Source organism: Methylocaldum sp., from assembly GCF_039794385.1.
Lineage (GTDB): Bacteria > Pseudomonadota > Gammaproteobacteria > Methylococcales > Methylococcaceae > Methylocaldum.
The window spans coordinates 1-21,222 of record NZ_JBDIVO010000030.1 but is presented as its reverse complement, the minus strand read 5'-3'; the positions used below and the strand labels follow the sequence as shown (position 1 = coordinate 21,222).

Below are 21,222 nucleotides of genomic sequence, written 5' to 3'. Positions count from 1 at the left end.
AGGAAGAGACGAAATGCGCCGATATCCAGCCCGAGCAGTAGAACTCGGAGCGTGAAGCCTTGTTGTGACAGCAAGAAAATCGGAGAAACTCCAATGCCAGGAAAAATCCGATCGGGAGCGGAGGAGGCGCCGGTTAAAACGTTTTTTAGTGAGAGGGACAGCTTGGATGCTCGAAGCGCGGAACTCCCCCGCAAATCGAGTGGGCGTTCGTTATCGGCAAATCCCGATGACGCCGCGCTCCGAAAGCGATCGCAGGATCTCAGCGCCATGGCAGGCTAAAGCTTGAGGATCTGGATGCCCGATTTCCGCTGCCAACTTGAAGAGGCAATCGATCCCCCGCATCTCTTCTTCTTGTTGAAGAATCTGCAGGAGCCGGCACGTTACGGGGCTAATTTCCAAGAATTTCACCTTATCGGCACGGTCGCGATACACGGCAAGACAAGTGGGCTGGTCCGGAGGTTCGCTCGGCTGCTGCCCCGGGCCGATTTTGTGTACGGGAAATTGGTAAACCAAGGGCCAGGCAAGTTCCGACAGGTAAAACGTTTGCTCCAGCGGGTCATCAGCCGAGTCGATATTTCCTTGTGGCACCTCGCCTTCAGCGATGACTAAAGCCAACTCGGTCCACTCGTAATGCGCGAGTTCCAACAAATATGGCGGATCGCTAGGGCGGCTTATGTATTCATTCTGGAGATAATCCAGAAATTCTTCGGCTATTTTGGCAAAGTACGGCGTTTTACTTCGATGCCTTGCATAGAACGCCTGAACTAAAGCAAGCCAATCAGTCTTGCTCAAGATACTCTTAAGCACCGGAAAACCGGTTGCTAGAAAGTTCTCGATGTTGTTGAAGAACAGTTCTCGGTAAACCTTCATCCGTTCCGGCGCGGGTCCGCACGGAGGTGGATTTTGATGTGGTTCACGAATATATGCGGCAAACGCATATTGTATCTGTTGGAATGGAGCGATCTCTTTAGCCATAACGCCGAACAGGTTGCGACGATGCAGCCGTCTGAAGCGCTCGAATCCGTTGAACTTCAGAGAGAAGTTCGGATAAAGGAGGAATGTTGAAATCCCGCTCTAAAAGAGTCGGAAACACGCCGAATTTCTCATAAGCCATGCTCAGCAATCGCCAAACCGGATCTATAACCGTCGCGCCATGGGTGTCGACCAGAAAATCAACCGCCTCGACGTAGTGCCCCGCTACATGGGCATAGGCGATACGATGCGCCGGTATCGCGCTCAAAAACGCTTCCGCATCGTAGCCGTGGTTAACGCTGTTGACATAAATATTATTGATGTCGAGCAGCAGGTCGCAGTCAGCTTCTTCAAGCACCGCGTTGAGGAAATCGATTTCTTCGAGTTCTTTGCCCGGTGCGGCGTAATAGGAAATGTTTTCGATCGCTATCCGCCGCTCGAGAATCTCTTGAGTTCTGATGATGCGCTCAGCTGTGTATTTGACCGCTTCTTCCGTAAATGGAATCGGCATGAGGTCGTACAGATGGCCGTCATCTCCACAGTAACTCAGATGTTCGCTGTACAGGCGAATATGATGCCGGTCGAGGAAAGTCTTGAGCTCGGTGAGAAATTCTTCGTCAAGCGGCGCAGGACCACCCAGCGACAGGGATAATCCGTGACAGACGAAGGGAAACCGCTCGGTTAAGGTTCGTAGCTGTTTTCCGAGCTTCCCCCCTATTCTCATCCAATTTTCCGGTGCGATTTCGTAAAAATCGACCGATTCCGGCGGATGCTCGGTAAGCGGGCCAATGAAGGCCCGCCTAAGACCGAGCCCGGCGCCTTGGATGGCGAAATTCTTCATGTTCCCCGGAGGGTGGCAACACGAAGTCGCTTATTGTGGTTTCGTTTCCGTGCTGGGAGGCTGCGCTTGATCCGTTTTCATACCTGCACATTTGCCTTCCATTGCTTTTTTCTCCTGCTCCTGGCTTTGTTTTTTCATGGCGCCGCAATTCATTTCCTGGGATTTCATCATTTGCCCGCCGCATTTCCCCTCGCCGCATACCATTTCTTTTTGCTCCTTGCCGGCCTCTGCCACCTGCAGATAGCCACTATCCAAGTCTTTAATTCCAAATGGGTTTTCGGACGCATTAGCGACAGCGGACAAGGATGTTACGACAGCGGCTCCCATTACGGTTTTTAATACTCTTTTGCTCATTGCCTCTTATTCCTCTCAATCGATTTCGAATTGTCGAGCGCCACGCGCGCCAAACTGTTAGACATCAGGATTCAACAAAGCGGCAGGTCATTCTCCAGGACGGCACGTGCCGGGACGATATCTCCGTGTCAGACTTTGTTAAGTCCGTTATTCTCACACAATAAGCGAAAATTGTGCACTCTATCAGCCCTGAACCGCCGCCTTTTTCCTAAGCTGACGGTGCCAATTGGCCATCACGTTTCTCAGTTGCTGATGAAAATCTCGAAGTAATAAAGGGAACTGTGGCCGGAATGATATGGTCAGCAACTGAGCATTGAGCTATTCTCTCGATTCCATAATTCTCGATAAAGCAGACGCCTTAAAGAAGTTAAAGGCGCTTTCTGACAGGTAGACATAAAGACAAGTTCTGGGGCATGTATGTATTGTCAACATTGCGGAAAAGAGATTAAAGACAAAGCAGTGGTTTGTACGGGGTGTGGCCATCCGGTCGACAGCGTCGGAGACGTCGAAGGCAAAACCGTGGCAGGCGAGCCTTGGAATCTCTTGATGATGAGCGGTTTGATTGTTGCCACCTTGTTTGTGCCTCCGGTTGGCCTCGTCTTTGGGATAATGGGCCTGATGGATGAGGCGAAGAAGGTTCAAGGGGCGATTCTCACGACTATAGGCGTTTTCATGACCCTCCTTATGGTCGCGATCATTCTCGGTTTGTAGGTGTTCGGTAAGCCGCGAAAATAATTTCGCCAGATTATCTCGGCGCTTTTAATTCAATACATCGATTTTCGATCCGTCTGCCAGAACTCATTCGACCGGCTAACTTATTCTTGAACCCTGCTTTGATTATCCTGTCATAAATCTACGCGAAGGGCCTTGGGGTGTTCCGCCAAAAGAACTTCCTGGTTGTCGATGATAATGAGATCAACCGCATTCTCCTGACAACGCAGCTTTCCGATTTGGGCGCGCATGTCATCGAAGCAGGCAGCGGCATCAAGGCAGTCGAGAAAATCCGGACACACTATTTCGACTTGATTTTTCTCGATCTGCGCATGCCGGGAGTAAGTGGCTTCGACGTAATACAAGCCATTCGGATGGACGCTGAGTTTTTTAATCGAAATACGCCGATAATCGCAGTTACCGCCCATGCGCTTCCTCAACAGCGAAAGGAGATTCTCGAAGCTGGATTTTGCGACTGTCTGATCAAACCCATCTTGGAAGACCAGCTTTTGAGAGTCATCGACACCTGGCTGGGCGTCAGTGCAGGCCCATCACCTCGCACCACCCTACCCTCTGCCGATTCGTATGATCTTTATCTCGATGCGATCATCGAAAAAACCGGTGGTAACCGGGCACTAGCCGAAAAGCTCATGCTTAGACTGGCTCAAGAACTGCCTGAACAGCTAGCCGACGTGGAAAAAGCACTCTGTGATGATAATTACCGCCAAGCCAGAGAAATTACCCACAAGATCAACGGATCAGCGAGCTTCTGTGGTTTGTTTGGCATCAGAAAGGCAGCTAGCGAATTAGAAACCGCTCTGGTGGCATCACCGTCGCGTGACACCCTTCGCGAGTATCTCCGGGCAATGGAATGCGAGATCGGAGCGTTTCTCTCAAAGAAAATGGGTCTCGTAGGTGCATTGAATAATTCGTGAAGAGATTTTTCTCGGCACAAGCATTTGTAAATCCAACGGCGGGGAATATGCCTCAAAGCTTAAAGAGGTATTTCCGGTAGTATTGGAGTTCTGCAATCGATTCCAAAATATCGTCGAGAGCCCGATGCGAATTCTTTTTTCTAAATCCTTCTTTGAGATGTGGTGCCCAGCGCCCCGCCAACTCCTTCAGAGTCGATACATCGAGATTACGATAATGGAAATAAGCTTCCAATTCCGGCATCCATCGTGCGAGGAACCGCCGGTCCTGACAGATACTGTTGCCGCACATCGGCGATGCTCCGGCGGGTACCCACTGTTGCAGAAATGAGAGCGTAAGCTTTTCGGCATCCGATTCGGCCGTGCGGCTCTCCCGGACCCGATCGATTAATCCGGATTCCCCATGGTGTTTCTTGTTCCAATCGTCCATGCGAGCAAGCGCTCCATCGCTTTGAAAAATCGCCAATACCGGCCCCTCAGCCAAAACATTCAAATCTTTGTCGGTCACCACCGTCGCAATCTCGATAATATGGTCAGTTTGAGTGTCGAGGCCGGTCATCTCCAAGTCTACCCAGATGAGGTTTTGTGAATCTTGCGCCATGAACGTTCCTTTATTATGGAGGGAATGATGATGATGGGGCTCATCGCAGTTATGCTCTAAGCTTCGCATGAAAACGGCGAGCTAAGGGAGTCATTAACCGAGAAATCTTGTCAGGGATTTTACCAAAGGCTAAGCTGTAAAGCCGATATAGAGAAACCAAGCCCCTAATCCGATGAACATGTTCACTGTCCTATTTCTCGTGACGCTCGCCCTTGCCTTTGCTATCGAGTGGTGGCTGTCGCATCGGCAGTTGGCTTACGTCCGCACTCATAGGGATGCGGTTCCCGACGCGTTCAAAGACACCATCTCGCTAGAGGCGCATCGGAAAGCGGCAGATTACACGATAGATAAAGCGCGCTTGGCAAACGTCGATCGAATAGTCGGCTTGGTGATCTTGTTGCTGTTTACACTCGGTGGCGGCATCGACGTCGTGAATCGATTTTGGGCAGGCTTCGAGTTGTCCCCCCTCGTTACGGGGATCGCCGTGATTCTCTCAACGATGCTTTTGATCAACCTGTTCGAGCTGCCCATAAGCCTCTATCAAACTTTCGTGATCGAGGAGCGCTACGGCTTTAACCGCAATACGCCCAAACAGTTCATCACCGATCTATTGCTCCAAACCGGGTTAAGTTTGGCTATCGGCGGACCTTTGCTCGCTTTGATACTGTGGATTATGCAGAGCGTGGGAAATTATTGGTGGCTCTTGGCGTGGTCGATCGTGATGGGGTTTTCCATTCTGATGAGTTGGGCCTTTCCTACTTTCATCGCACCTTTGTTTAACAAGTTCACGCCGCTCGAAGATGAGACGCTGAAAAAGCGCATCGAAACTTTGCTGGACCGGTGCGGCTTTCAAAGCAAGGGTATCTTTGTAATGGACGGCTCACGTCGGTCCGGGCATGGAAACGCCTATTTCACTGGAATTGGAGACAGCAAGCGTATCGTTTTCTTCGACACCCTGATCAATTCTCTAAATCATGATGAGTTGGAGGCGGTATTGGCTCACGAGTTAGGCCATTTTCGGCGTAAGCACGTATTGAAAATGCTTGTTGCGAGCGCGCTGATTACACTTACCGGCTTCGCCCTGCTGGGGTGGCTAAGTGGACAGGACTGGTTTTACAGTGGCCTTGGGGTAAGCAGCCAATCGAATGCTCTTGCGCTTCTTCTATTTATGCTGATCGCACCGGTATTCGCCACGTTTTTGCAACCGATCATCGCTTATTTTCAACGACGCCATGAGTTCGAAGCAGACGACTTCGCGGCTTATTACACCAGGCCGATCTATCTCATCAATGCCCTCGTCAAGCTCTATCGCGACAACGCCAGTACCTTGACGCCGGACCCCTTGTATTCTGCCTTCCATTACAGCCATCCCCCCGCGTCGATTCGTATCGCTAACTTGTCGGCCAAGTCTTCATAAGACTGCAGATGAATAGAGGGCGGAATAGCAGAACCGTTACGTCAAAATCTGCTGCTCCGGGCTCTCCGTTCCGTGAGGGGCTCGTGATCGCTCACCTAGGCCAAGGCTTGGCCGTCGAAGGATCACCGGGTGACATAATCCTTTGCCACACCCGGAGGCGCCTGGGCTTCGCCACAGTGGGAGATCGTGTGTTGTGGGAGCCGAGCGAAGGGAATCTAGGGCGGGTTGTGGAAATTCTACCCCGCCGAAACGTACTGACCCGCCCTGGCCATAACGAAACCATACGTCCGGTGGCCGCCAATCTCGATCGGGTTTTCGTGGTCGTTGCCGCCGAACCGGAACCCGATTGGTTATTGGTCGATCAATATCTGGCCGCTTGCGAGCGCCGAGATCTCCGCGCAGCAATTATCTTCAATAAAGTCGACCTACTCCCGAGCCAGGCGGTGGGGGAAGGCTTATTGGCTGATTATCACGGAATCGGCTATGACTCCTTTCTAGTCAGCGTCAGGACCGGCGAAAGGCTCTCCGAGTTGCGAAAAGAGCTTATCGGACAATGCAGCATGCTGGTCGGACAATCGGGCGTAGGCAAATCATCGCTCACGAATGCGCTATTACCGGATAAGCAACTCCAGACACGAACGCTTTCGGAAAAGACGAGTTTGGGTCGGCACACGACGACCACGGCAACCCTTTACCATCTTCCAGATGGGGGAGACCTCATCGATAGTCCGGGAGTCTCGGTCTTCGGTCTGGCTGAAATGAGCATTCGTGACCTGGCATCGGGCTTTCGGGAGTTTCGTCCGTGGATACCCCGTTGCCGGTTCAACGATTGCAGGCATATCAATGATAAAGGCTGCGCCGTGCGGGAAGCAGCGGAGACCGGCGCCCTGCCCTATGCTCGCTATGAGCGCTATCTAAAGCTCATTGAAAAGCTTCCGCCATCGCAAAGACCATAGCGGAAGTCGAAAACTGCCTGTAACTTGGGGCTCTTACGCGTTCGGATGTTCAGGCATTTTTTGAGGGGTATCGTCGATCGATTAGCCGCAAGGCCTTTACTGTGCCGCGTGGAAGCGTGACCGAGTCCAAAACGACAATTATCCTTGCTGGAGGAGACTGCGCAAGTCGATAGTCGCGGCGTTGGCTCTAGCAATGTAGTTAGCCAAAGTGAGTGAATAATTGGCGAATAAGCCAAAACCGCCACCGTTTAGAATGACCGGGCTCAAATATGTGGCTTGGCCATCCTCGAGTTCATGAGTAATTTGCTGCAGCGTCACCGAAGCGGTTTTATTGCCGAGAATGTCCCTGAAATCGAACTCGATGGCTTTGAGAATATGCATCGCCGCCCAAGTATAGCCGCGTGCTTCGAAGAAAACGTCGTCGATAATCAGCCAAGGCGTCCTGGTGACGACGGTACGACGCTCATCGGCACTGACTTGCCTGGTGTCGCCCGCACTGGCACTTAAACGATTGGAAAGGCTACCCAACCGTTTTTCCAACACCTCTAAATATTGGCGCAGATTGTCGGCACGGGAATAAAAGTTCGCGTCACGTTTCATCAAACGCAAGCGGTAACTTTCAAGCGCCTCGATTCCTTTTTCGTATTCCGACTCGGATGAAGGCAGCTGCCACGATTTGTGATCGAAATAGAAAAAAGGCTCGGCTCTTGCCAGATCCGGATCTTCTCGTGACTGGGTTTGAGCCCGTGCGATATGGTTACGGAGTGCCGTGGTCGCGTCGCGCAACGCCGTAAGAGCGCCGTACTCCCAGGAAGGAATGTTGTCCAACAAAACCCCGGGTGGAAAGACGTCGTTAACCAAAAGACCGCCCGGTTTCCTTAGCAACGTGTCCCCGATTTGCACAAGAGCGGAGGCATACGTGTATCCGAGAGGCAATTCTTTTGGATTCTTGACATTCCCGTGCCTTGCGGCTATTTCGAGTACGTCGAACTTACTGGGTTCTTTACTCCAGTACCATGAAACGGCGACGAAAATCAGCACGACCACAACCGCTAACGCACCGATTACCCAAATGAGCCCTTTTTCGGTCGTCGTTTTGGGGGTGAATACTCCCTTAATTCGCGAACCGAGTGATTCCGGCCGACTTTCGGTTTGTTCTGGCACTGACATGAATAAAGCCCTTTAGCGGTTCCCCGAATCAAACCATTATAGCGTAAAGGTTCTGCTTAAGTCACAGAAGAACCCGGACGCCGCCTTTTCGCACGAGGATGTGACTGATCGTATACGGCCGCCAAATGCTGAAAATCGAGATGGGTGTATATCTGCGTGGTACTGAGATTGGCATGTCCAAGTAATTCCTGCACGGCCCGCAAGTCTCCGCTGGACTCCAGTATGTGGCTCGCGAACGAATGTCTGAGCATGTGCGGATGCACGTGTTCAGGCAAGCCCAGCTTGCGTTGCCAGCGTTCAAGGCGCAACTGAACCGTTCGACCGGCGATTCGGTTCCCTCTCTTGCTGACGAACAACGCCTTCTCTCCGGCGTGCGCGTAGCGAGATCGCAAGACCAGCCAGCGCTCGATGGCTTGGCAAGCGCATTGACCGACCGGTAGGATGCGAGACTTCTGTCCCTTACCGTGCCTAACCAGCATGGATCCAGCGTTCAAATCCAGATCTTGAATTTCGAGCGAAACCAGTTCGCTCAATCGTAGGCCCGAGGAGTAGAAAAGCTCCCACATGGCCACATCGCGAATCTCCAGTTCGTCATCTTGCTCACCTTCCAAGAGCCCCGTCATTTGATCGGCATCCAATAGCGCCGGCAGTTTCCGTGGCGATTTCGGAGGACGTATTCCGCGTGCGACGTTGTCCGGAACTTGGCGTCGTTTCACCAAAAAATTGAGGAAGCTGCGGATCGCCGACAGTTCTCGTTGAAGGCTCCGGCTGCTCAGCCCCTCGATATGACGGGAAGCGATATGGTCCCGAACATGCCGAGGGATTAAAGCGTCCCAGCACGGTATGCCATGAACGTCGCAGTATCGCTTTAGCTGCCCTAGGTCGCGTGAATAATTGGCCAAAGTATGTGGGGATACCCGCTGCTGAAATCGCAGAACATCGAGAAAATCGGTAACCTGCTGTTCCGCGTCTATTTGCATCAAGATTACGTCGCTTCGCTAAGCAAAGATGCCAGTCGGGCGGAAACGACCTCCCCCAACTGCCCGAGAAAATGTAGTCCCATACCGGTTTGGAATCGGCTTGCGTCACGGCTGCCGATAGCGAGCAATCCCTTAAGTCCTGCATGTTGCAGGGGTATCAGTGCGTATGAGAGCACGCCGGAGGCGTTGTTGCCGAACATGTATTTGGCATGAACCGGGTCCGGCTTTCCGCAGTAGGGTTTTCCAGTCTCCAAGACCGATGCGAAAAGAACTAGCCCAACGTCGTCGGAGGGCACGTAAAGGCCGGCGATTGGGCTTTCGATGGATGGCTGCACAATTTTTACCGTGACGAAGTCGGCTTGAAAATACTCGTGCAGGCACCACGTCAGACTGCCTAAAGTGTCGTCTAGAGTCGCAGCATCGAGTAACGTCAGCGTCAATTGATGAATCCGCTGATGCAAGGCATCGTTATCGCGGGCGATTTGCAAGATATCGTTCAACTGTGATTGAAGTTGCCGATTGCTGTCCCGCAATAGCGAAATTTGGCGCGCCACCAGGGAAACTGCCTCCCCGCAGGGATGCGGCACCTTCAGCATTTCCAGCAAATCCAATTGATCGTAAAAAAAATCGGGATGTTGGCGCAAATAGGCCTCCACTTCGTCAGCGGAGATAGTCGTTTCTTTATGACGCTTTGGCGCCTTTGGAGTAATCAAGCTCATAATTCGATTTCGCCCTCGAACACGCGAACGGCCGGTCCAGTCATGAACACCGGCCTCCCCCGTCCTTCCCAAGTTATATTAAGGGACCCGCCAGGGAGATCAACTTGCACCGGACTGCTCAAATCTCCCTGCTCTATGCCAACAACTGTTGCGGCGCAAGCTCCACTGCCGCAAGCCAAGGTTTCTCCGGAACCGCGCTCAAAAACTCGGAGCCTAATGTGATGTCGGTTGATGATCTGGACAAAGCCGATGTTTGCGCGTTGCGGAAAAATCGGATGGTTTTCCAATAGCGGTCCTACGGTTTCGACCGGCGCACGATCTACATCACCGACCTTGAGCACGGCGTGCGGATTGCCCATCGATACAGCGCCGAACGGCCGCGGGTTCCCACCCACCACCACCTCATAAAGAACGGCCTCATCCGGAATGTCCAGCGGGATTTCGGCAGGAGCATGCCTGGGAACTCCCATGTTAACGGTCACGAGTCCATTATCTCGAAGGAGCAAGCACAATTGACCGGCGTCCGTATCGACTACGATTTCGCTTTTGTCGCACATGCCGTGATCGTGAACGAATTGTGCAAAGCAGCGGGCACCGTTTCCGCATTGCGCTACTTCGGAGCCATCCGCATTGAAGATTCGATAGCGAAAATCGGCGTTTGAATTGATCGGGGCTTCAACGACCAACACCTGATCGCAGCCGATTCCAAAGTGTCGGTCTGCAATATGACGGACCTTTTCCGGCGTCAATGAAACGCTCTGCCGCACGCCATCGATAACAACGAAGTCGTTGCCTAGCCCATGCATTTTGGTGAATTTCAGTGCCATCAGTCTACTACGTGCTCGCCCTGAAAAAGTTGCGCGGTGGTCTCCCGCTCTCGGATCAGGTGAGTCCGGCCTCCATCCACCATGACTTCGGCGGGCCGGGGGCGGGAATTGTAATTTGAACTCATGCTGAATCCGTACGCGCCTGCGGAACGGACTGCCAGCAGATCGCCCTCGGCGATCGAAAGCTCGCGCTCTTTGCCGAGAAAATCGCCGGTTTCGCAAACGGGTCCGACGATATCGTAGCGTTTTTTGTCCACGCTGCTTGCCGTTCGGACCGGCACGACTTCCTGCCACGAATCGTAGAGCGCTGGTCTAATGAGGTCATTCATAGCGGCATCGACGATGGCGAAGTTTTTCTCCTGATTGGATTTCAGGTATTCCACGCGGGTCAGCAAAACGCCGGCATTGCCGATAATCGCGCGGCCGGGTTCGATGAGAATCTCGTAATCCGTTTGCGCGAGCCGTCCCAACAGCGCAGACGCGTATTCGCGAGGCTCGGGCGGCTGCTCATCGCGGTAGCGTATGCCTAGACCTCCCCCTAAATCCAAGTGATGGAGGTTGATCCCCTGCTCTTTCAAGGTATCGACAAGCGCCAGAACTCGATCGAGAGCATCGAGGAAGGGCCTGACAGACGTCAGCTGAGAACCAATGTGGCAGTCGATGCCGGTAATTTCGAGATGCGGCATATCGGCTGCACGCCGATATTGATGCAGTGCTTCGCTGACGTCGATGCCGAATTTGTTTTCCCGAAGCCCGGTAGAAATGTACGGATGCGTAAGAGCGTCCACGTCCGGATTCACGCGCAGCGAGATCGGAGCTTTTACACCGAGTTCTCCGGCGATTCGATTTAACCGATCCAGTTCGCCCGGAACTTCAACGTTGAAGCAACGGATACCGACTTCCAGAGCGCGGCGTAGTTCATCTTCGCGCTTGCCCACTCCGGAAAAAACGATCTTCGCCGGCTCGCCGCCCGCCGCCAGTACCCGCTCCAATTCGCCGACGGATACGATATCGAAACCCGAGCCCAGGCGCGCTAAGACGTTCAGCACCGCCAGATTGGAATTGGCTTTCACCGCATAGCAGACCAAATGTGGCTCACCGGCGAAAGCGTCGTCGAAAGCCCGCCAGTGGCGTTCGATCGTGGCACGCGAATAGACGTAGCAGGGGGTCCCGTAACGCTCTGCGATGGCAGGCAGGGACACATCCTCGGCGTACAACGTACCGTCGTGATAATTGAAATAATCCATCAGCGCTGTTCTTCTTTCGAAGCAGGATCTTCGCTGGGTAGGTAAAGTGGTCCTTTCTGGCCGCAAGCGGAGAGGACGAGACTGAAAAAAATCAGCGGGAGGAGTGTTCGAAACGAAAGAGACATGATTTTTCGGTTTGCTGCGTCTTGTCGACAATAATCTTGCTTATTCTAATGGAAAAATGGGGGCGGCCCAATGCACGGACCGCCTTATATCGTTTATGCAAAGGAAGACTGACCGAAGCTTCAAGCGTCCGTTCCGGAAAAATCTGCGGACGCCTGAAATTTGAAACCAGCCGTTCAATCACTCGTCTTACACGCGTATGCAAAATGAACTATTCCGGGCGACCGTACTTGCCTGGTTCGATCGATACGGGCGCAAGCAACTGCCCTGGCAAGTCGACCGAACACCTTATCGGGTTTGGATCTCGGAAATCATGCTCCAACAGACCCAAGTCGTAACGGTCATCCCGTACTTCGAGCGTTTTGTAGGCCATTTTCCTGTTGTCGACGCGCTCGCCCAGGCATCCTTGGACGAGGTTATCGCACTTTGGGCCGGGCTCGGCTACTATGCGCGCGCTCGTAACCTACACCGGGCGGCGCGGATAATCGTGGAACAGCACGACGCACAGTTGCCCGTCACTCTCGAGGAATTGAGCGCTCTGCCCGGCATCGGACGCTCTACGGCTGGAGCGATCCTGAGTCTCGGATCGGGTATTCGTGCACCCATCCTGGATGGCAACGTCAAACGGGTTTTATGCCGATATCAGGGTATCGAAGGCTGGCCTGGAGACACCCGGATTCTCGCGAGATTATGGCAACTCAGCGAAGAATTGACGCCTTCGCTCCGTATCGCCGACTACAACCAAGCCATGATGGATCTGGGAGCAACCGTATGCACCAAGCGGAAACCGGTTTGTTCCGCCTGTCCGATCAGCGCGAACTGCGTGGCACTTCAGTCGGGGCGAGTCGACGCCATCCCAGCGCCGAAACCAAAACAGACCCTACCTGTCCGACAATGTTTTATGTTGGTGTTAAGAAACGCCTGTGGCGAGCTTTACCTGGAAAAGCGCCCGAATACCGGCATTTGGGGAGGTCTTTGGAGCTTGCCGGAGTTCGATAGCGAAGAGGATGTATATGCTTGGTGCACGAAACAGCATATCGATTGTTTTGAGCTTGAGCGCCTCCCGCAGCGCCGGCATACTTTTTCCCATTATCACCTTGATTTTGTTCCGCTGGTGGCTCGCACACATTCCGAGTACTACGGAATCAGCGAACCATCGCTCTATCGATGGCTTACACCGGATAAAACGATCGGGCTCCCGGCGCCGGTACTGAAACTGGTAAACGAGATTGCCGGCCAGGATCGATAGCTGCGAATTCAAGCGAATTCAATGGGCGCGGATGGCGCGGAACGAGTCGAATTGGGTTTCTATAGTGCTGATCATTACGAGGTAACTGATGACGCGACGAGTTAAATGTGCACGTTTGGGAGTCGAGGCCGAAGGCTTGGAGAAACCGCCCTTCCCTGGAGTAGAAGGGCAGCGGATTTTCGACCATATCTCCGCTCAGGCATGGCAGGATTGGCTCAAACTCCAGACCATGCTGATCAATGAGCACCGGCTCACACCATTCGAGCCCGAAGCACGACGATTCCTGGCGAAGGAGCGCGAGAAATTTCTATTCGGCGGCGGAGCTCAGATGCCTGAAGGCTACGTGCCGCCCAAAGTCTGAATCGGCTCCGGAATCGGCTCAGACGGTTTGGAGATAGCGACCGGAATACCAGTTGGCTGCTGCAGCGCTTGCTTTAGCGCTGCGCCATCGAGAATGATCTCGCGACCCTTCGTTTTCTTCTCAATCAAATCCATAGCCGAGTCGAGCAACTGTTCGTAAGTCATGCGGTCTTCGTCCAACGGCTGATGGACTTCCATATATAAAATCCCTGCCGACCAGCCCAGCTTGACCGGCTGGTTGACCAGATGGACCGGGGTACCGACATTGACGAGCGGAAAAAGCCGCTCGATATCTTCTGGATACATTCGAATGCATCCGTGAGTGACTCGCATTCCGATGCCGTAGGCCTTGTCAGTGCCGGTGCCGTGGATAAGGTAGCCCGGAACGCCAAGCCGCATGGCGAAGCGGCCGAGCGGATTCAGAGGTCCCGCTGGGACCACGTCCGGTAAAATATCCCCGTCCCGGGCGTGTTCTTGCTTGATGGTTTCCGGAGGTACCCAAACCGGGTCCTTTACTTTCTGCGCAATTTTGGTGGCGCCCAAGGGAGTGCGCCAATCCATTCGGCCGATGCTCACCGGATAGCTAACGACTTGTGTCGCTTTCGCTTTCCGCTGAGCCGGATAGTAGTAAAGGCGCATTTCCGGAATATTGATGACAACGCCGGAACGTGGCGCATCGGGAAGGATAAATTGGCGTGGGATCAATACATCCTTACCGTCACCAGGCAACCAGCGGTCGACGGTCGGATTGGCCATGACGATTTCGTCCTGACCGACGCTGAACTCCCGCGCAATATCGATGAGCGTATCTTCATGCTTCGCCTTCGTATATCGAATCTCGCCGATTAGATCGCTACCGTCCGTCGGAAGTGCGAACACCTCCGCTGTAGAATTGAGCGGGGCAGCAAGCATGAGCGCGATCGCTAGCCAGGCCGCCCCCCGTCTCTTGATGCGCGCCAATTCGATTGTTTTCAGCAACATTGCGTTTTTCCTACACCACAGGTTGTTTCGTTTGAAGGTTTTCGCCGCCAAAGAGCTCGATGAAGCGTGGCAAGAATGTCGCTAACTCGAGGCTCATGATTGCAAAATCCGCGTCGAAGCGTTCTACCGGATCGGACGTTTCGATATCCGCCGCCTCTTCCTGTACCAGGTCCAGAAAACGGAGTTTCTTGATGCCAAACGCCTCGTCGAGAACAAAGCTTAGACGGTCATTCCAAGTGATAGCCAATTTGATGACCTCTTTACCGGCCTCAATGTGATTTTGAATCTCCGGTGCGCTCAGATCGTGGCGGCGGCAGCGCACGATACCGCCGTCTTCTTCCGGAGATCGCAACTCGCATTCGCTTTCCAGAGTGATATCCGACGGCAAGTCGGCATCCATAACCCAGTGGGTCATGATAGCACTGGGCCGCTCACGGGTCGCAGGAGGAACCACTGGCAAAGAACCAAGACACTGACGCAGCAGCGAAGCAATTTCCTCGGTTTTCTTAGCGCTGGCGCTATCTGCAACAAGCCAGCCGCCCTTCGGGTCAATGTAGGCATAGGTGCGCCGGCTGTGGCTAAAGGCGCGAGGCAGTAAATCCTGCATCACCTCATCGCGTAGCGCGTCCCGCTCTTTCCGTCGCATCGGCCGGCCTTGCCGGTCTTCGACTTCGGCTACCCGCTCCGAGAGGATTTCGTTAACTACCGAGGCAGGAACGATTTTTTCCTCCTTTTGAACACACACCATCGCAAATCCGTTGGTGACGTGGACCAGGGGAAAAGTATCCTTGCCGAGCGGTGCGCACCAGCCGTAACTGACGGGCTCTAGACTCCCGCAAGGACGAAAGCGGCGTTGATCGAGCTTTTGCTCGAACTCTGCGACGTCAAGATCGAAAGGTTCTGTAAAACGTAATAAAGATAAGTTCTTAAACCACATAATTCGGAAGCGGCAACCAAAAGGGGCGAATTATGGCGATTGGCGCGTTTTTTGTCATCAATACCGTTTAATCGCCATTTAAATCAGTCTGAAAACTCGACCTAAAGTATATTCGCTACATGTAGAGCGGAAGATCAGGCCTGTCATTGGATGTCAGAATCTTCATTATCATTCGTCGCACCACATTATGATTGATGAAAATGTCCTCGGAATCGGCTTGTCAAATTCGGGAATTAATTGACGCCATCCAGTCCTAACTATTTTGTGAGTTCCATGCTGATCTTTGTTCGAGAATTCTAGCTTTCCGGAATCAGTTGGAAAAATCGGCATTTAAATCATCTCGGATTCATGCTGAGCCATGAGTGATTGCCGGCCTTATTGAAATATCCGACTATTTTTTCGACCATCCTTTTGAAGAGTTGAGTAATTCTATGGGCTACTACCGACAGTCTCTTCCAGCGAGCGTTCTCTACAAAGCGTGCGATCCACAGGAATTCGACTTCTCCACCACCGACGAGTTGGCCGATATCGGTGTCGTGATAGGCCAAGAGCGAGCGCTGGATGCAATTCAGTTCGGCATTTCCATCGTCCAGAAGGGCTACAACATTTTCGCTCTAGGTCCGAGCGGATCCGGGAAGCTGGCGGCGGTTAAGGAAATCGTCGGCCGCGAAGCTGAAAACCGGCCGGTACCCGACGACTGGTGCTACGTCAACAACTTCGGCGAAGCTTCGAAGCCCAAGGCCTTGAGATTGCCGGCCGGTCAGGGGCGCCGCTTCGCCCGGGACATGGAGCAAGTCATCGAGGAACTCAGTACCGTCATTCCGGCGACGTTCGAGGGTGAAGAATACCGCGGTCGCGCAGAAGAAATCGAGGAGGAAGCGAAGGAGCGCGAGATCAATGCTCTAAATGAGTTACGCCGAAAATCTTTGCAGCACGGCATCGCTTTAATCGAAACGCCTACCGGATTTGCGTTTGCTCCGGTGGACGAAAAAGGCGAAGTGCTCGGACCCGAGCAATTTCAAAAGCTTTCGGAGCATCAGCAGGAACAGATTCAGGAGGCGGTAACGGATTTGCGTCAGCAGTTGCAAAAGCTGTTGAAGCAATTTCCGGTGTGGCGCAAGGAAGCAAAGGAAAAGCTGAAAACGCTGAATCGAGAAATTGCCGAGTTTGCCGTCAACCATTTGATGGACGATTTGAAAGCCCGTTACGAAGCCATTCCCGGAGTCGTTCAGTATCTGAATGAAGCTCAACGGGAAATCATCGATCACGCGGAAGATTTTTTCCCGAAGCAGGAAGGTGGCATAGCGACGTTGATCGGGCATGCGCCGCGGCCAAGCCCTTTTCTGCGCTATAAGGTGAACCTATTGGTCGACAATAGCGAGTGCAAATATGCCCCAGTCGTCTTCGAGAGCTTGCCGAGTCACAACAATCTGGTGGGACGGGTTGAATACCAAGCCTACATGGGCGCTCTGGTCACCGATTTCACAATGATCAAACCAGGCGCCTTGCATATCGCCAACGGCGGCTATTTGATCCTGGACGCTCGCAAAGTGCTGATGCAGCCGTTCGCTTGGGACAGCCTGAAACGCATTCTTCAGTCGCGCGAAATCCGTATCGAATCTTTGGAGCGTGCGCTAAGCGTAATCAGTACCTCGAGCCTGGAGCCGGAACCGATTCCGCTGGATATCAAGATCATTTTGATCGGGGATCGCGTTCTTTATTATTTGCTCAATGTTTACGATCCTGAATTTCGCGAGCTTTTCAAAGTTTCGGCGGATTTCGAAGAAACGATCGATCGAGATGCCGACGGCAATGCACTATACGCTCGGCTTATCGCCAGCCTGGCGCGGAGAAACCAGTTGCGCCCGCTGGACAAGGAAGCGGTAATCCGGGTAGTGGAACATGCGGCTCGCTTGGTGGAAGATTCGGAGAAATTATCCACCCATTTGCGCAGCCTGGACGATCTTCTCAAGGAAGCCGACCACTGGGCGGCACAGGTACAGCGCGCGATCATCACTCGGGACGACGTGCAGGCCGCCATCGATCACCAGATCCGTAGGGCTGACCGGCTCCGCGAGCGAGTTTATGAAAACATTCGACGCGGAACGATTTTCATCGACACTGAAGGCGCGGTGGTTGGCCAGGTCAACGGCTTGTCCGTAATCAGCTTGGGTGATTTTTCATTCGGCCAGCCGTCCCGCATTACCGCCACCACTCGGTTGGGCAGCGGCAAAATTCTTGACATCGAGCGGGAAAGCGAACTGGGCGGCGCCATTCACAGCAAAGGTGTGATGATTTTGTCCGGTTTCCTAGCACATCGTTATGCTAAGACCCGGCCGTTTTCAGTGACCGCCAGCCTCGTCTTCGAACAATCCTACGGCCAGGTCGAGGGCGACAGTGCGTCCTTGGCGGAACTCAGTGCGATTTTATCGTCACTGGCCGATTTACCGATTCGCCAGTCGCTGGCGGTAACCGGTTCGGTCAATCAAAATGGACAAGTTCAACCTATTGGCGGGGTCAACGAAAAGATCGAAGGCTTTTTTGACATTTGCGCCTCGATTGGCCTAAGCGGAAAACAGGGAGTGATCATTCCCCGTGCCAACGTCAAACACCTCATGCTGCGGCAGGATGTAGTCAAAGCCGCGGAATCGGGCAAATTTCACGTCTACGCGGTGGACACGGTAGATCAGGCTTTAGAGCTGCTCATGGATAAGCCGGCCGGCGAACGTGACGTGACAGGCGCATTCCCGCCAGATAGCATTAACGGGCGTATCGAACAACGCCTCAGGGAGTGGATCGATATCCAGAAGGAGTTCAGGAGTCAGGAAAGAGCCGGAGAGAATCAAAGCTATGGCTGAAGACGCTCCCATCTCCGAACGAGTCGTGGTTGCTTTGAACGTGCTGCGCCATGATATCGGTATTCTCGAATTGGCGGCGCATCTCGCCGCACGAAAGCAGGCGCAGTTGATTGCAGTTTATGTGGAAGAGACGAACTTAATCAATTTGGCCGAGCTTCCGTTCGCGATAGAGATTGATCGCATCTGCGCGGCCGAGCGTAAAGTCGATTTGCCACGCCTGATGCGCACCCTGCGCTCCAGCACCGAACAAATTCAGCAAACGTTGTACCGGCTGAATCAAAGCCTGCGAATTGACGTAAGTTTCCGGACAGTGCGCGGACATCTCGTTTCCGCCGTCATGTCACAGATCGAGCAGGTTGACGTCGTTTTCCTTCCCAAGAGAACCGAGCCGTATAAAAGGGGCGTTAAGAAGAAGATCTCTACATTCCCTATCTGGGTTGTATTCGACGGATCTATGGAAGCTAAGCGCGCCTTACGGATGTCTGTCGAGTTGGCCGAGCTCGAATCAAGCCGACTTAATGTTGCCCTTCCGGCCGAAACTGAGGCCGAATCCGAGGCATTAAAAAGGTTGGCGTTGGAAAGCTGTGTTCAAAGCGCAGCCGCGCAGTTTGTTTCCGTCCGCCCGCTTGATGCTCCAAATTTACTGCGTTCGATGCAGCGCACTGGCTGCCGCTTGTTGGTAGTCAAACGTCAAAACGGCGATTTCAGCAAAGCCATTTCGGAGATCGTCGCTTGCCCCGTCGTCCTGGTTTGAATCGCGGCTATGCCGGTAGTATAAAGATGCAAATTACGAGCGGTCGCGATTCCATTTCGCGACCGCTCGTTCAGTGATTGCCCGTTACGATTCACTATCCAAGCTTCACGTATGCCAAGCATGTACCCGTGCTGCACCGGCAAATCCAAAATACGCGGCTACCGCTGCGCTCAATAGGTGCAACCAGGCGTCGATACCGTATATTGGAGCCAACCCGAACAGTGTGTTCGTTGCCGGAATAATCCCCAACAGGAATAACACACCGAAGAGGATCGCATTGGCTCGCGCGAAGGTCACGGCCCTAGGAATACTCCGGGCGGCAAGAATACCCCAGACTCCAACGCCGATATGTACCAAGTTGTGAATCAGATTAACCGGAAAGAGGCCAAACAATCTGCCGTAGCCAGCTTCTATAGCCAATGGAGGACCTCCTACTATCGGCTGTACAAGGCCCGGGATAAAGCCAAGAATACCGATTATCAGGTACACAATGCCAAACACTTTCGCGAAAGTCTGAACCATGACACATCTCCTTCAATATCAGGATAAAACACTCGCTACCTTACTTATCCTCGGACATAAAATATTGCCTCTCTGAAAGGCGGCAGCGCGGTATTTTTCATTTCGCACTGCTAGTCCGAGAAAAGCTTATGTTGTCAATTAGAGCCTTCGAAAAATCGCTAGTTCAGGCTTTAAGGCGTGTCTTTTGACCATTTGAAGACCGAGACGGCAGCTTGCGTACTCTTACCTATTCAAAAGTGAATCTCATGGCAGCATCCTATTTTGAACTACACCGTTAACTCGAAGTTTGAGAGGTGCCGATATGCTGACTCAAGAAGCATCTTCAACTGGCTCCATGCAAGCATGTATCGAGCAGTGTCTGGATTGCCATTCTATATGCCTGGAAACGGTAACCCACTGTCTGGAAAAAGGAGGGCCGCATGCGGAAGCCGATCATATTCGACTCCTCCTGGATTGTGCCGAAATTTGCCAAACCAGTGCGAACTTCATGCTCCGCGGTTCAGAGCTTCACACGTTAACCTGCGAAGTCTGCGCAGAAACATGCGAACAGTGCGGGGACAGTTGTGAGCAATTCGAGAATGACCCCCAAATGCAGGCATGCGCGCAAACTTGCCGAAGCTGTGCTGACGCCTGTCAGGCTATGGCCGAAGAAGCAGGTGTTGAATGATGGGTTTTGGGTTTTAGATAGTCCGACTGAAATTACACCATCGGAGCCCGCATTTCCGGAGCATGCCGCTCGTCAAGCGCAATTTGTCATCATCACCGTACGAGAGCGGTAGCTAAGCGTGTGCGTAAATTGGAGAGCTTAGGCTCCTCAGCTTATGGCTCGGAGCGATTACTCTCATGCCGCTCTCGACCGACCACTGAGAAAATTCACGACCACTCACCGGTTCCTGGACGCCTATTCATGGAGGCTGACGCGTAGCGATCGTGTGTCAAGGGAGCGTCGAAAAGGAATGGACTACAACACCCGACCGATTATGAAAAAAGCCGCGCCAGGAAACAGCAACGCGGCTCCCCACCAGGTACCGGCCATCATCGCAAGAATGCTGACTGCGACCAGAATGGTGCCGATCGCCTGCAATTTTCCGCTCAAGCTGCGTATTGGAGCTGCTCTTAAAGACCGCCCGCAATGTGGACAAGCATTGGCTTGATCGGGAATCTCCGAGTCGCACGCGGGACATTTCATGAGGGCCATAGCTATAAACTCCGTTACCTTAACAGCGTGAGATTAGCGGAGATTCAGCATGCCTACAACAGTTCGTACTATCGAAATTCGAATGTGACTCTCGGCAATTTCGAACAATGCATGGATTGGGATAGATCAGGAAAACCTTGCTCCTAAAGCTGGAGATGCTCCAAATTACCGGTAGGACACGGCGGAGAGGTTTCAAAAATGAGGCCCGGTTAAATTCCGACAAGAGATGAGTTTTGGGAATTTTTTGAAAACCCAAAAACAAAAAGGCCTGCATTTCTGCAAGCCTTTGTTTTAATTGGTGGGCCATGTAGGGATCGAACCTACGACAAACGGATTAAGAGTCCGCTGCTCTACCAGCTGAGCTAATGGCCCGATATGGAGTGCTTGACGAGCTAGAAGTGGGGTGACCGATGGGGCTCGAACCCACGACAACCGGAATCACAATCCGGGGCTCTACCAACTGAGCTACGGCCACCGTCGGAAAATTACAAATAGATGGCGCGCTTGGCAGGA

Annotated in this window: 22 protein-coding genes and 2 tRNA genes; 9 read left to right on the top strand and 15 right to left on the bottom strand. The window is 52.9% G+C overall.

Annotated features, from left to right (window positions below):
• Positions 1-210 precede the first annotated feature (210 nt).
• Genes ABJK70_RS04915 through ABJK70_RS04905 form a run of 3 tightly spaced genes read right to left on the bottom strand, consistent with a single transcriptional unit; the run spans position 211 to position 2,167 of the window.
• Positions 211-975, bottom strand: a complete 765-nt coding sequence (locus ABJK70_RS04915) for a putative DNA-binding domain-containing protein (protein WP_347257474.1) — start codon at positions 973-975, stop codon at positions 211-213.
• The gene (locus ABJK70_RS04910; protein WP_077732559.1) at positions 968-1,813 is read right to left on the bottom strand and encodes a DUF692 domain-containing protein; all 846 of its coding nucleotides are present in this window, start codon (positions 1,811-1,813) and stop codon (positions 968-970) included. Before ABJK70_RS04910 ends, ABJK70_RS04915 begins: the two co-directional genes overlap by 8 nt.
• 30 nt (positions 1,814-1,843) lie before the next feature.
• The gene (locus ABJK70_RS04905) at positions 1,844-2,167 is read right to left on the bottom strand and encodes a hypothetical protein (RefSeq protein WP_077732560.1); all 324 of its coding nucleotides are present in this window, start codon (positions 2,165-2,167) and stop codon (positions 1,844-1,846) included.
• Between the two features lie 417 nt (positions 2,168-2,584).
• On the opposite strand from ABJK70_RS04905, the gene ABJK70_RS04900 reads away from it, so the two are divergent.
• Together ABJK70_RS04900 and ABJK70_RS04895 are read left to right on the top strand one after the other, a co-directional pair.
• Positions 2,585-2,878, top strand: coding sequence for a zinc ribbon domain-containing protein (locus ABJK70_RS04900; protein WP_077732561.1), 294 nt, complete (start codon positions 2,585-2,587; stop codon positions 2,876-2,878).
• 161 nt (positions 2,879-3,039) lie between these two features.
• Positions 3,040-3,813, top strand: coding sequence for a response regulator (locus ABJK70_RS04895; protein ID WP_077732562.1), 774 nt, complete (start codon positions 3,040-3,042; stop codon positions 3,811-3,813).
• Positions 3,814-3,865: 52 nt separating this feature from the next.
• On the opposite strand, the gene orn is transcribed toward ABJK70_RS04895, so the two are convergent.
• Positions 3,866-4,411 carry an oligoribonuclease gene (orn, locus tag ABJK70_RS04890; protein WP_086134764.1) on the bottom strand — a complete coding sequence of 182 codons (546 nt, stop codon included), beginning with the start codon at positions 4,409-4,411 and terminating at the stop codon, positions 3,866-3,868.
• A 172-nt stretch (positions 4,412-4,583) separates the two neighbouring features.
• Between orn and ABJK70_RS04885 the strand changes: the two genes are divergently transcribed.
• Positions 4,584-5,828: a M48 family metallopeptidase gene (locus tag ABJK70_RS04885; protein WP_077732564.1), complete on the top strand. Its 1,245-nt coding sequence runs from the start codon at positions 4,584-4,586 to the stop codon at positions 5,826-5,828.
• An 8-nt stretch (positions 5,829-5,836) separates the two neighbouring features.
• Positions 5,837-6,784 carry a ribosome small subunit-dependent GTPase A gene (gene rsgA, locus ABJK70_RS04880; RefSeq protein WP_077732565.1) on the top strand — a complete coding sequence of 316 codons (948 nt, stop codon included), beginning with the start codon at positions 5,837-5,839 and terminating at the stop codon, positions 6,782-6,784.
• A 138-nt stretch (positions 6,785-6,922) separates the two neighbouring features.
• On the opposite strand, the gene ABJK70_RS04875 is transcribed toward rsgA, so the two are convergent.
• The 6 genes from ABJK70_RS04875 to ABJK70_RS04850 are packed head-to-tail and all read right to left on the bottom strand — an operon-like array spanning position 6,923 to position 11,852.
• On the bottom strand, positions 6,923-7,954 hold the full coding sequence (locus ABJK70_RS04875) for a DUF2333 family protein (RefSeq protein WP_077732566.1): 1,032 nt from the start codon (positions 7,952-7,954) through the stop codon (positions 6,923-6,925).
• A gap of 56 nt (positions 7,955-8,010) precedes the next feature.
• Positions 8,011-8,934, bottom strand: a complete 924-nt coding sequence (xerC, locus tag ABJK70_RS04870) for a tyrosine recombinase XerC (protein ID WP_347257473.1) — start codon at positions 8,932-8,934, stop codon at positions 8,011-8,013.
• A gap of 5 nt (positions 8,935-8,939) precedes the next feature.
• Positions 8,940-9,653 (bottom strand): DUF484 family protein, encoded by a 714-nt coding sequence (locus tag ABJK70_RS04865; protein WP_077732568.1) that lies wholly within the window; start codon positions 9,651-9,653, stop codon positions 8,940-8,942.
• A complete protein-coding gene (gene dapF / locus ABJK70_RS04860; protein WP_077732569.1) occupies positions 9,650-10,480 on the bottom strand; it encodes a diaminopimelate epimerase in 831 nt (276 codons plus the stop codon). Before dapF ends, ABJK70_RS04865 begins: the two co-directional genes overlap by 4 nt.
• Positions 10,480-11,727 carry a diaminopimelate decarboxylase gene (gene lysA, locus ABJK70_RS04855; RefSeq protein WP_077732570.1) on the bottom strand — a complete coding sequence of 416 codons (1,248 nt, stop codon included), beginning with the start codon at positions 11,725-11,727 and terminating at the stop codon, positions 10,480-10,482. Before lysA ends, dapF begins: the two co-directional genes overlap by 1 nt.
• Positions 11,727-11,852: a lipoprotein gene (locus ABJK70_RS04850; protein WP_086134769.1), complete on the bottom strand. Its 126-nt coding sequence runs from the start codon at positions 11,850-11,852 to the stop codon at positions 11,727-11,729. Before ABJK70_RS04850 ends, lysA begins: the two co-directional genes overlap by 1 nt.
• 197 nt (positions 11,853-12,049) lie before the next feature.
• On the opposite strand from ABJK70_RS04850, the gene mutY reads away from it, so the two are divergent.
• Positions 12,050-13,099 carry an A/G-specific adenine glycosylase gene (mutY, locus tag ABJK70_RS04845; RefSeq protein WP_077732572.1) on the top strand — a complete coding sequence of 350 codons (1,050 nt, stop codon included), beginning with the start codon at positions 12,050-12,052 and terminating at the stop codon, positions 13,097-13,099.
• An 88-nt stretch (positions 13,100-13,187) separates the two neighbouring features.
• Entirely contained in the window at positions 13,188-13,460 is a 273-nt protein-coding gene (locus ABJK70_RS04840; protein ID WP_077732573.1) for an oxidative damage protection protein, read from the top strand.
• On the opposite strand, the gene ABJK70_RS04835 is transcribed toward ABJK70_RS04840, so the two are convergent.
• Both ABJK70_RS04835 and rdgC read right to left on the bottom strand, forming a co-directional pair.
• Positions 13,439-14,440 (bottom strand): L,D-transpeptidase family protein, encoded by a 1,002-nt coding sequence (locus ABJK70_RS04835; RefSeq protein ID WP_347257472.1) that lies wholly within the window; start codon positions 14,438-14,440, stop codon positions 13,439-13,441. The two genes, ABJK70_RS04840 and ABJK70_RS04835, sit on opposite strands and share 22 nt — an antisense overlap.
• A gap of 10 nt (positions 14,441-14,450) precedes the next feature.
• Positions 14,451-15,377 (bottom strand): recombination-associated protein RdgC, encoded by a 927-nt coding sequence (rdgC, locus tag ABJK70_RS04830; RefSeq protein ID WP_086134771.1) that lies wholly within the window; start codon positions 15,375-15,377, stop codon positions 14,451-14,453.
• A 431-nt stretch (positions 15,378-15,808) separates the two neighbouring features.
• On the opposite strand from rdgC, the gene ABJK70_RS04825 reads away from it, so the two are divergent.
• Positions 15,809-18,235, top strand: coding sequence for an ATP-binding protein (locus tag ABJK70_RS04825; RefSeq protein ID WP_077732575.1), 2,427 nt, complete (start codon positions 15,809-15,811; stop codon positions 18,233-18,235).
• Positions 18,228-18,989: a hypothetical protein gene (locus ABJK70_RS04820; protein ID WP_077732576.1), complete on the top strand. Its 762-nt coding sequence runs from the start codon at positions 18,228-18,230 to the stop codon at positions 18,987-18,989. Before ABJK70_RS04825 ends, ABJK70_RS04820 begins: the two co-directional genes overlap by 8 nt.
• Positions 18,990-19,094: 105 nt before the next feature.
• Here the strand turns inward: ABJK70_RS04820 and ABJK70_RS04815 are convergent, their stop codons facing one another.
• Positions 19,095-19,511, bottom strand: coding sequence for a DUF4383 domain-containing protein (locus ABJK70_RS04815; protein WP_077729495.1), 417 nt, complete (start codon positions 19,509-19,511; stop codon positions 19,095-19,097).
• A gap of 956 nt (positions 19,512-20,467) precedes the next feature.
• Here ABJK70_RS04815 and ABJK70_RS04810 point away from each other — a divergent pair.
• Positions 20,468-20,665 carry a hypothetical protein gene (locus tag ABJK70_RS04810; protein ID WP_347257471.1) on the top strand — a complete coding sequence of 66 codons (198 nt, stop codon included), beginning with the start codon at positions 20,468-20,470 and terminating at the stop codon, positions 20,663-20,665.
• Positions 20,666-21,005: 340 nt separating this feature from the next.
• Here the strand turns inward: ABJK70_RS04810 and ABJK70_RS04805 are convergent.
• A tRNA-Lys gene (locus tag ABJK70_RS04805) sits at positions 21,006-21,081 on the bottom strand.
• 27 nt (positions 21,082-21,108) lie between these two features.
• Positions 21,109-21,184, bottom strand: a tRNA-His gene (locus tag ABJK70_RS04800).
• Between the last annotated feature and the right edge of the window lie 38 nt (positions 21,185-21,222).

Excerpts from the sequence above, each read along its gene's own strand:
- ABJK70_RS04915 (WP_347257474.1), bottom strand. The coding sequence starts at position 975 with ATGGCTAAAGAGATCGCTCCATTCCAACAGATACAATATGCGTTTGCC.
- ABJK70_RS04910 (WP_077732559.1), bottom strand. The coding sequence starts at position 1,813 with ATGAAGAATTTCGCCATCCAAGGCGCCGGGCTCGGTCTTAGGCGGGCC.
- ABJK70_RS04905 (WP_077732560.1), bottom strand. The coding sequence starts at position 2,167 with ATGAGCAAAAGAGTATTAAAAACCGTAATGGGAGCCGCTGTCGTAACA.
- ABJK70_RS04900 (WP_077732561.1), top strand. The coding sequence starts at position 2,585 with ATGTATTGTCAACATTGCGGAAAAGAGATTAAAGACAAAGCAGTGGTT.
- orn (WP_086134764.1), bottom strand. The coding sequence starts at position 4,411 with ATGGCGCAAGATTCACAAAACCTCATCTGGGTAGACTTGGAGATGACC.
- ABJK70_RS04885 (WP_077732564.1), top strand. The coding sequence starts at position 4,584 with ATGAACATGTTCACTGTCCTATTTCTCGTGACGCTCGCCCTTGCCTTT.
- rsgA (WP_077732565.1), top strand. The coding sequence starts at position 5,837 with ATGAATAGAGGGCGGAATAGCAGAACCGTTACGTCAAAATCTGCTGCT.
- ABJK70_RS04875 (WP_077732566.1), bottom strand. The coding sequence starts at position 7,954 with ATGTCAGTGCCAGAACAAACCGAAAGTCGGCCGGAATCACTCGGTTCG.
- xerC (WP_347257473.1), bottom strand. The coding sequence starts at position 8,934 with ATGCAAATAGACGCGGAACAGCAGGTTACCGATTTTCTCGATGTTCTG.
- ABJK70_RS04865 (WP_077732568.1), bottom strand. The coding sequence starts at position 9,653 with ATGAGCTTGATTACTCCAAAGGCGCCAAAGCGTCATAAAGAAACGACT.
- dapF (WP_077732569.1), bottom strand. The coding sequence starts at position 10,480 with ATGGCACTGAAATTCACCAAAATGCATGGGCTAGGCAACGACTTCGTT.
- lysA (WP_077732570.1), bottom strand. The coding sequence starts at position 11,727 with ATGGATTATTTCAATTATCACGACGGTACGTTGTACGCCGAGGATGTG.
- ABJK70_RS04850 (WP_086134769.1), bottom strand. The coding sequence starts at position 11,852 with ATGTCTCTTTCGTTTCGAACACTCCTCCCGCTGATTTTTTTCAGTCTC.
- mutY (WP_077732572.1), top strand. The coding sequence starts at position 12,050 with ATGCAAAATGAACTATTCCGGGCGACCGTACTTGCCTGGTTCGATCGA.
- ABJK70_RS04840 (WP_077732573.1), top strand. The coding sequence starts at position 13,188 with ATGACGCGACGAGTTAAATGTGCACGTTTGGGAGTCGAGGCCGAAGGC.
- ABJK70_RS04835 (WP_347257472.1), bottom strand. The coding sequence starts at position 14,440 with ATGTTGCTGAAAACAATCGAATTGGCGCGCATCAAGAGACGGGGGGCG.
- rdgC (WP_086134771.1), bottom strand. The coding sequence starts at position 15,377 with ATGTGGTTTAAGAACTTATCTTTATTACGTTTTACAGAACCTTTCGAT.
- ABJK70_RS04825 (WP_077732575.1), top strand. The coding sequence starts at position 15,809 with ATGGGCTACTACCGACAGTCTCTTCCAGCGAGCGTTCTCTACAAAGCG.
- ABJK70_RS04820 (WP_077732576.1), top strand. The coding sequence starts at position 18,228 with ATGGCTGAAGACGCTCCCATCTCCGAACGAGTCGTGGTTGCTTTGAAC.
- ABJK70_RS04815 (WP_077729495.1), bottom strand. The coding sequence starts at position 19,511 with ATGGTTCAGACTTTCGCGAAAGTGTTTGGCATTGTGTACCTGATAATC.
- ABJK70_RS04810 (WP_347257471.1), top strand. The coding sequence starts at position 20,468 with ATGGACTACAACACCCGACCGATTATGAAAAAAGCCGCGCCAGGAAAC.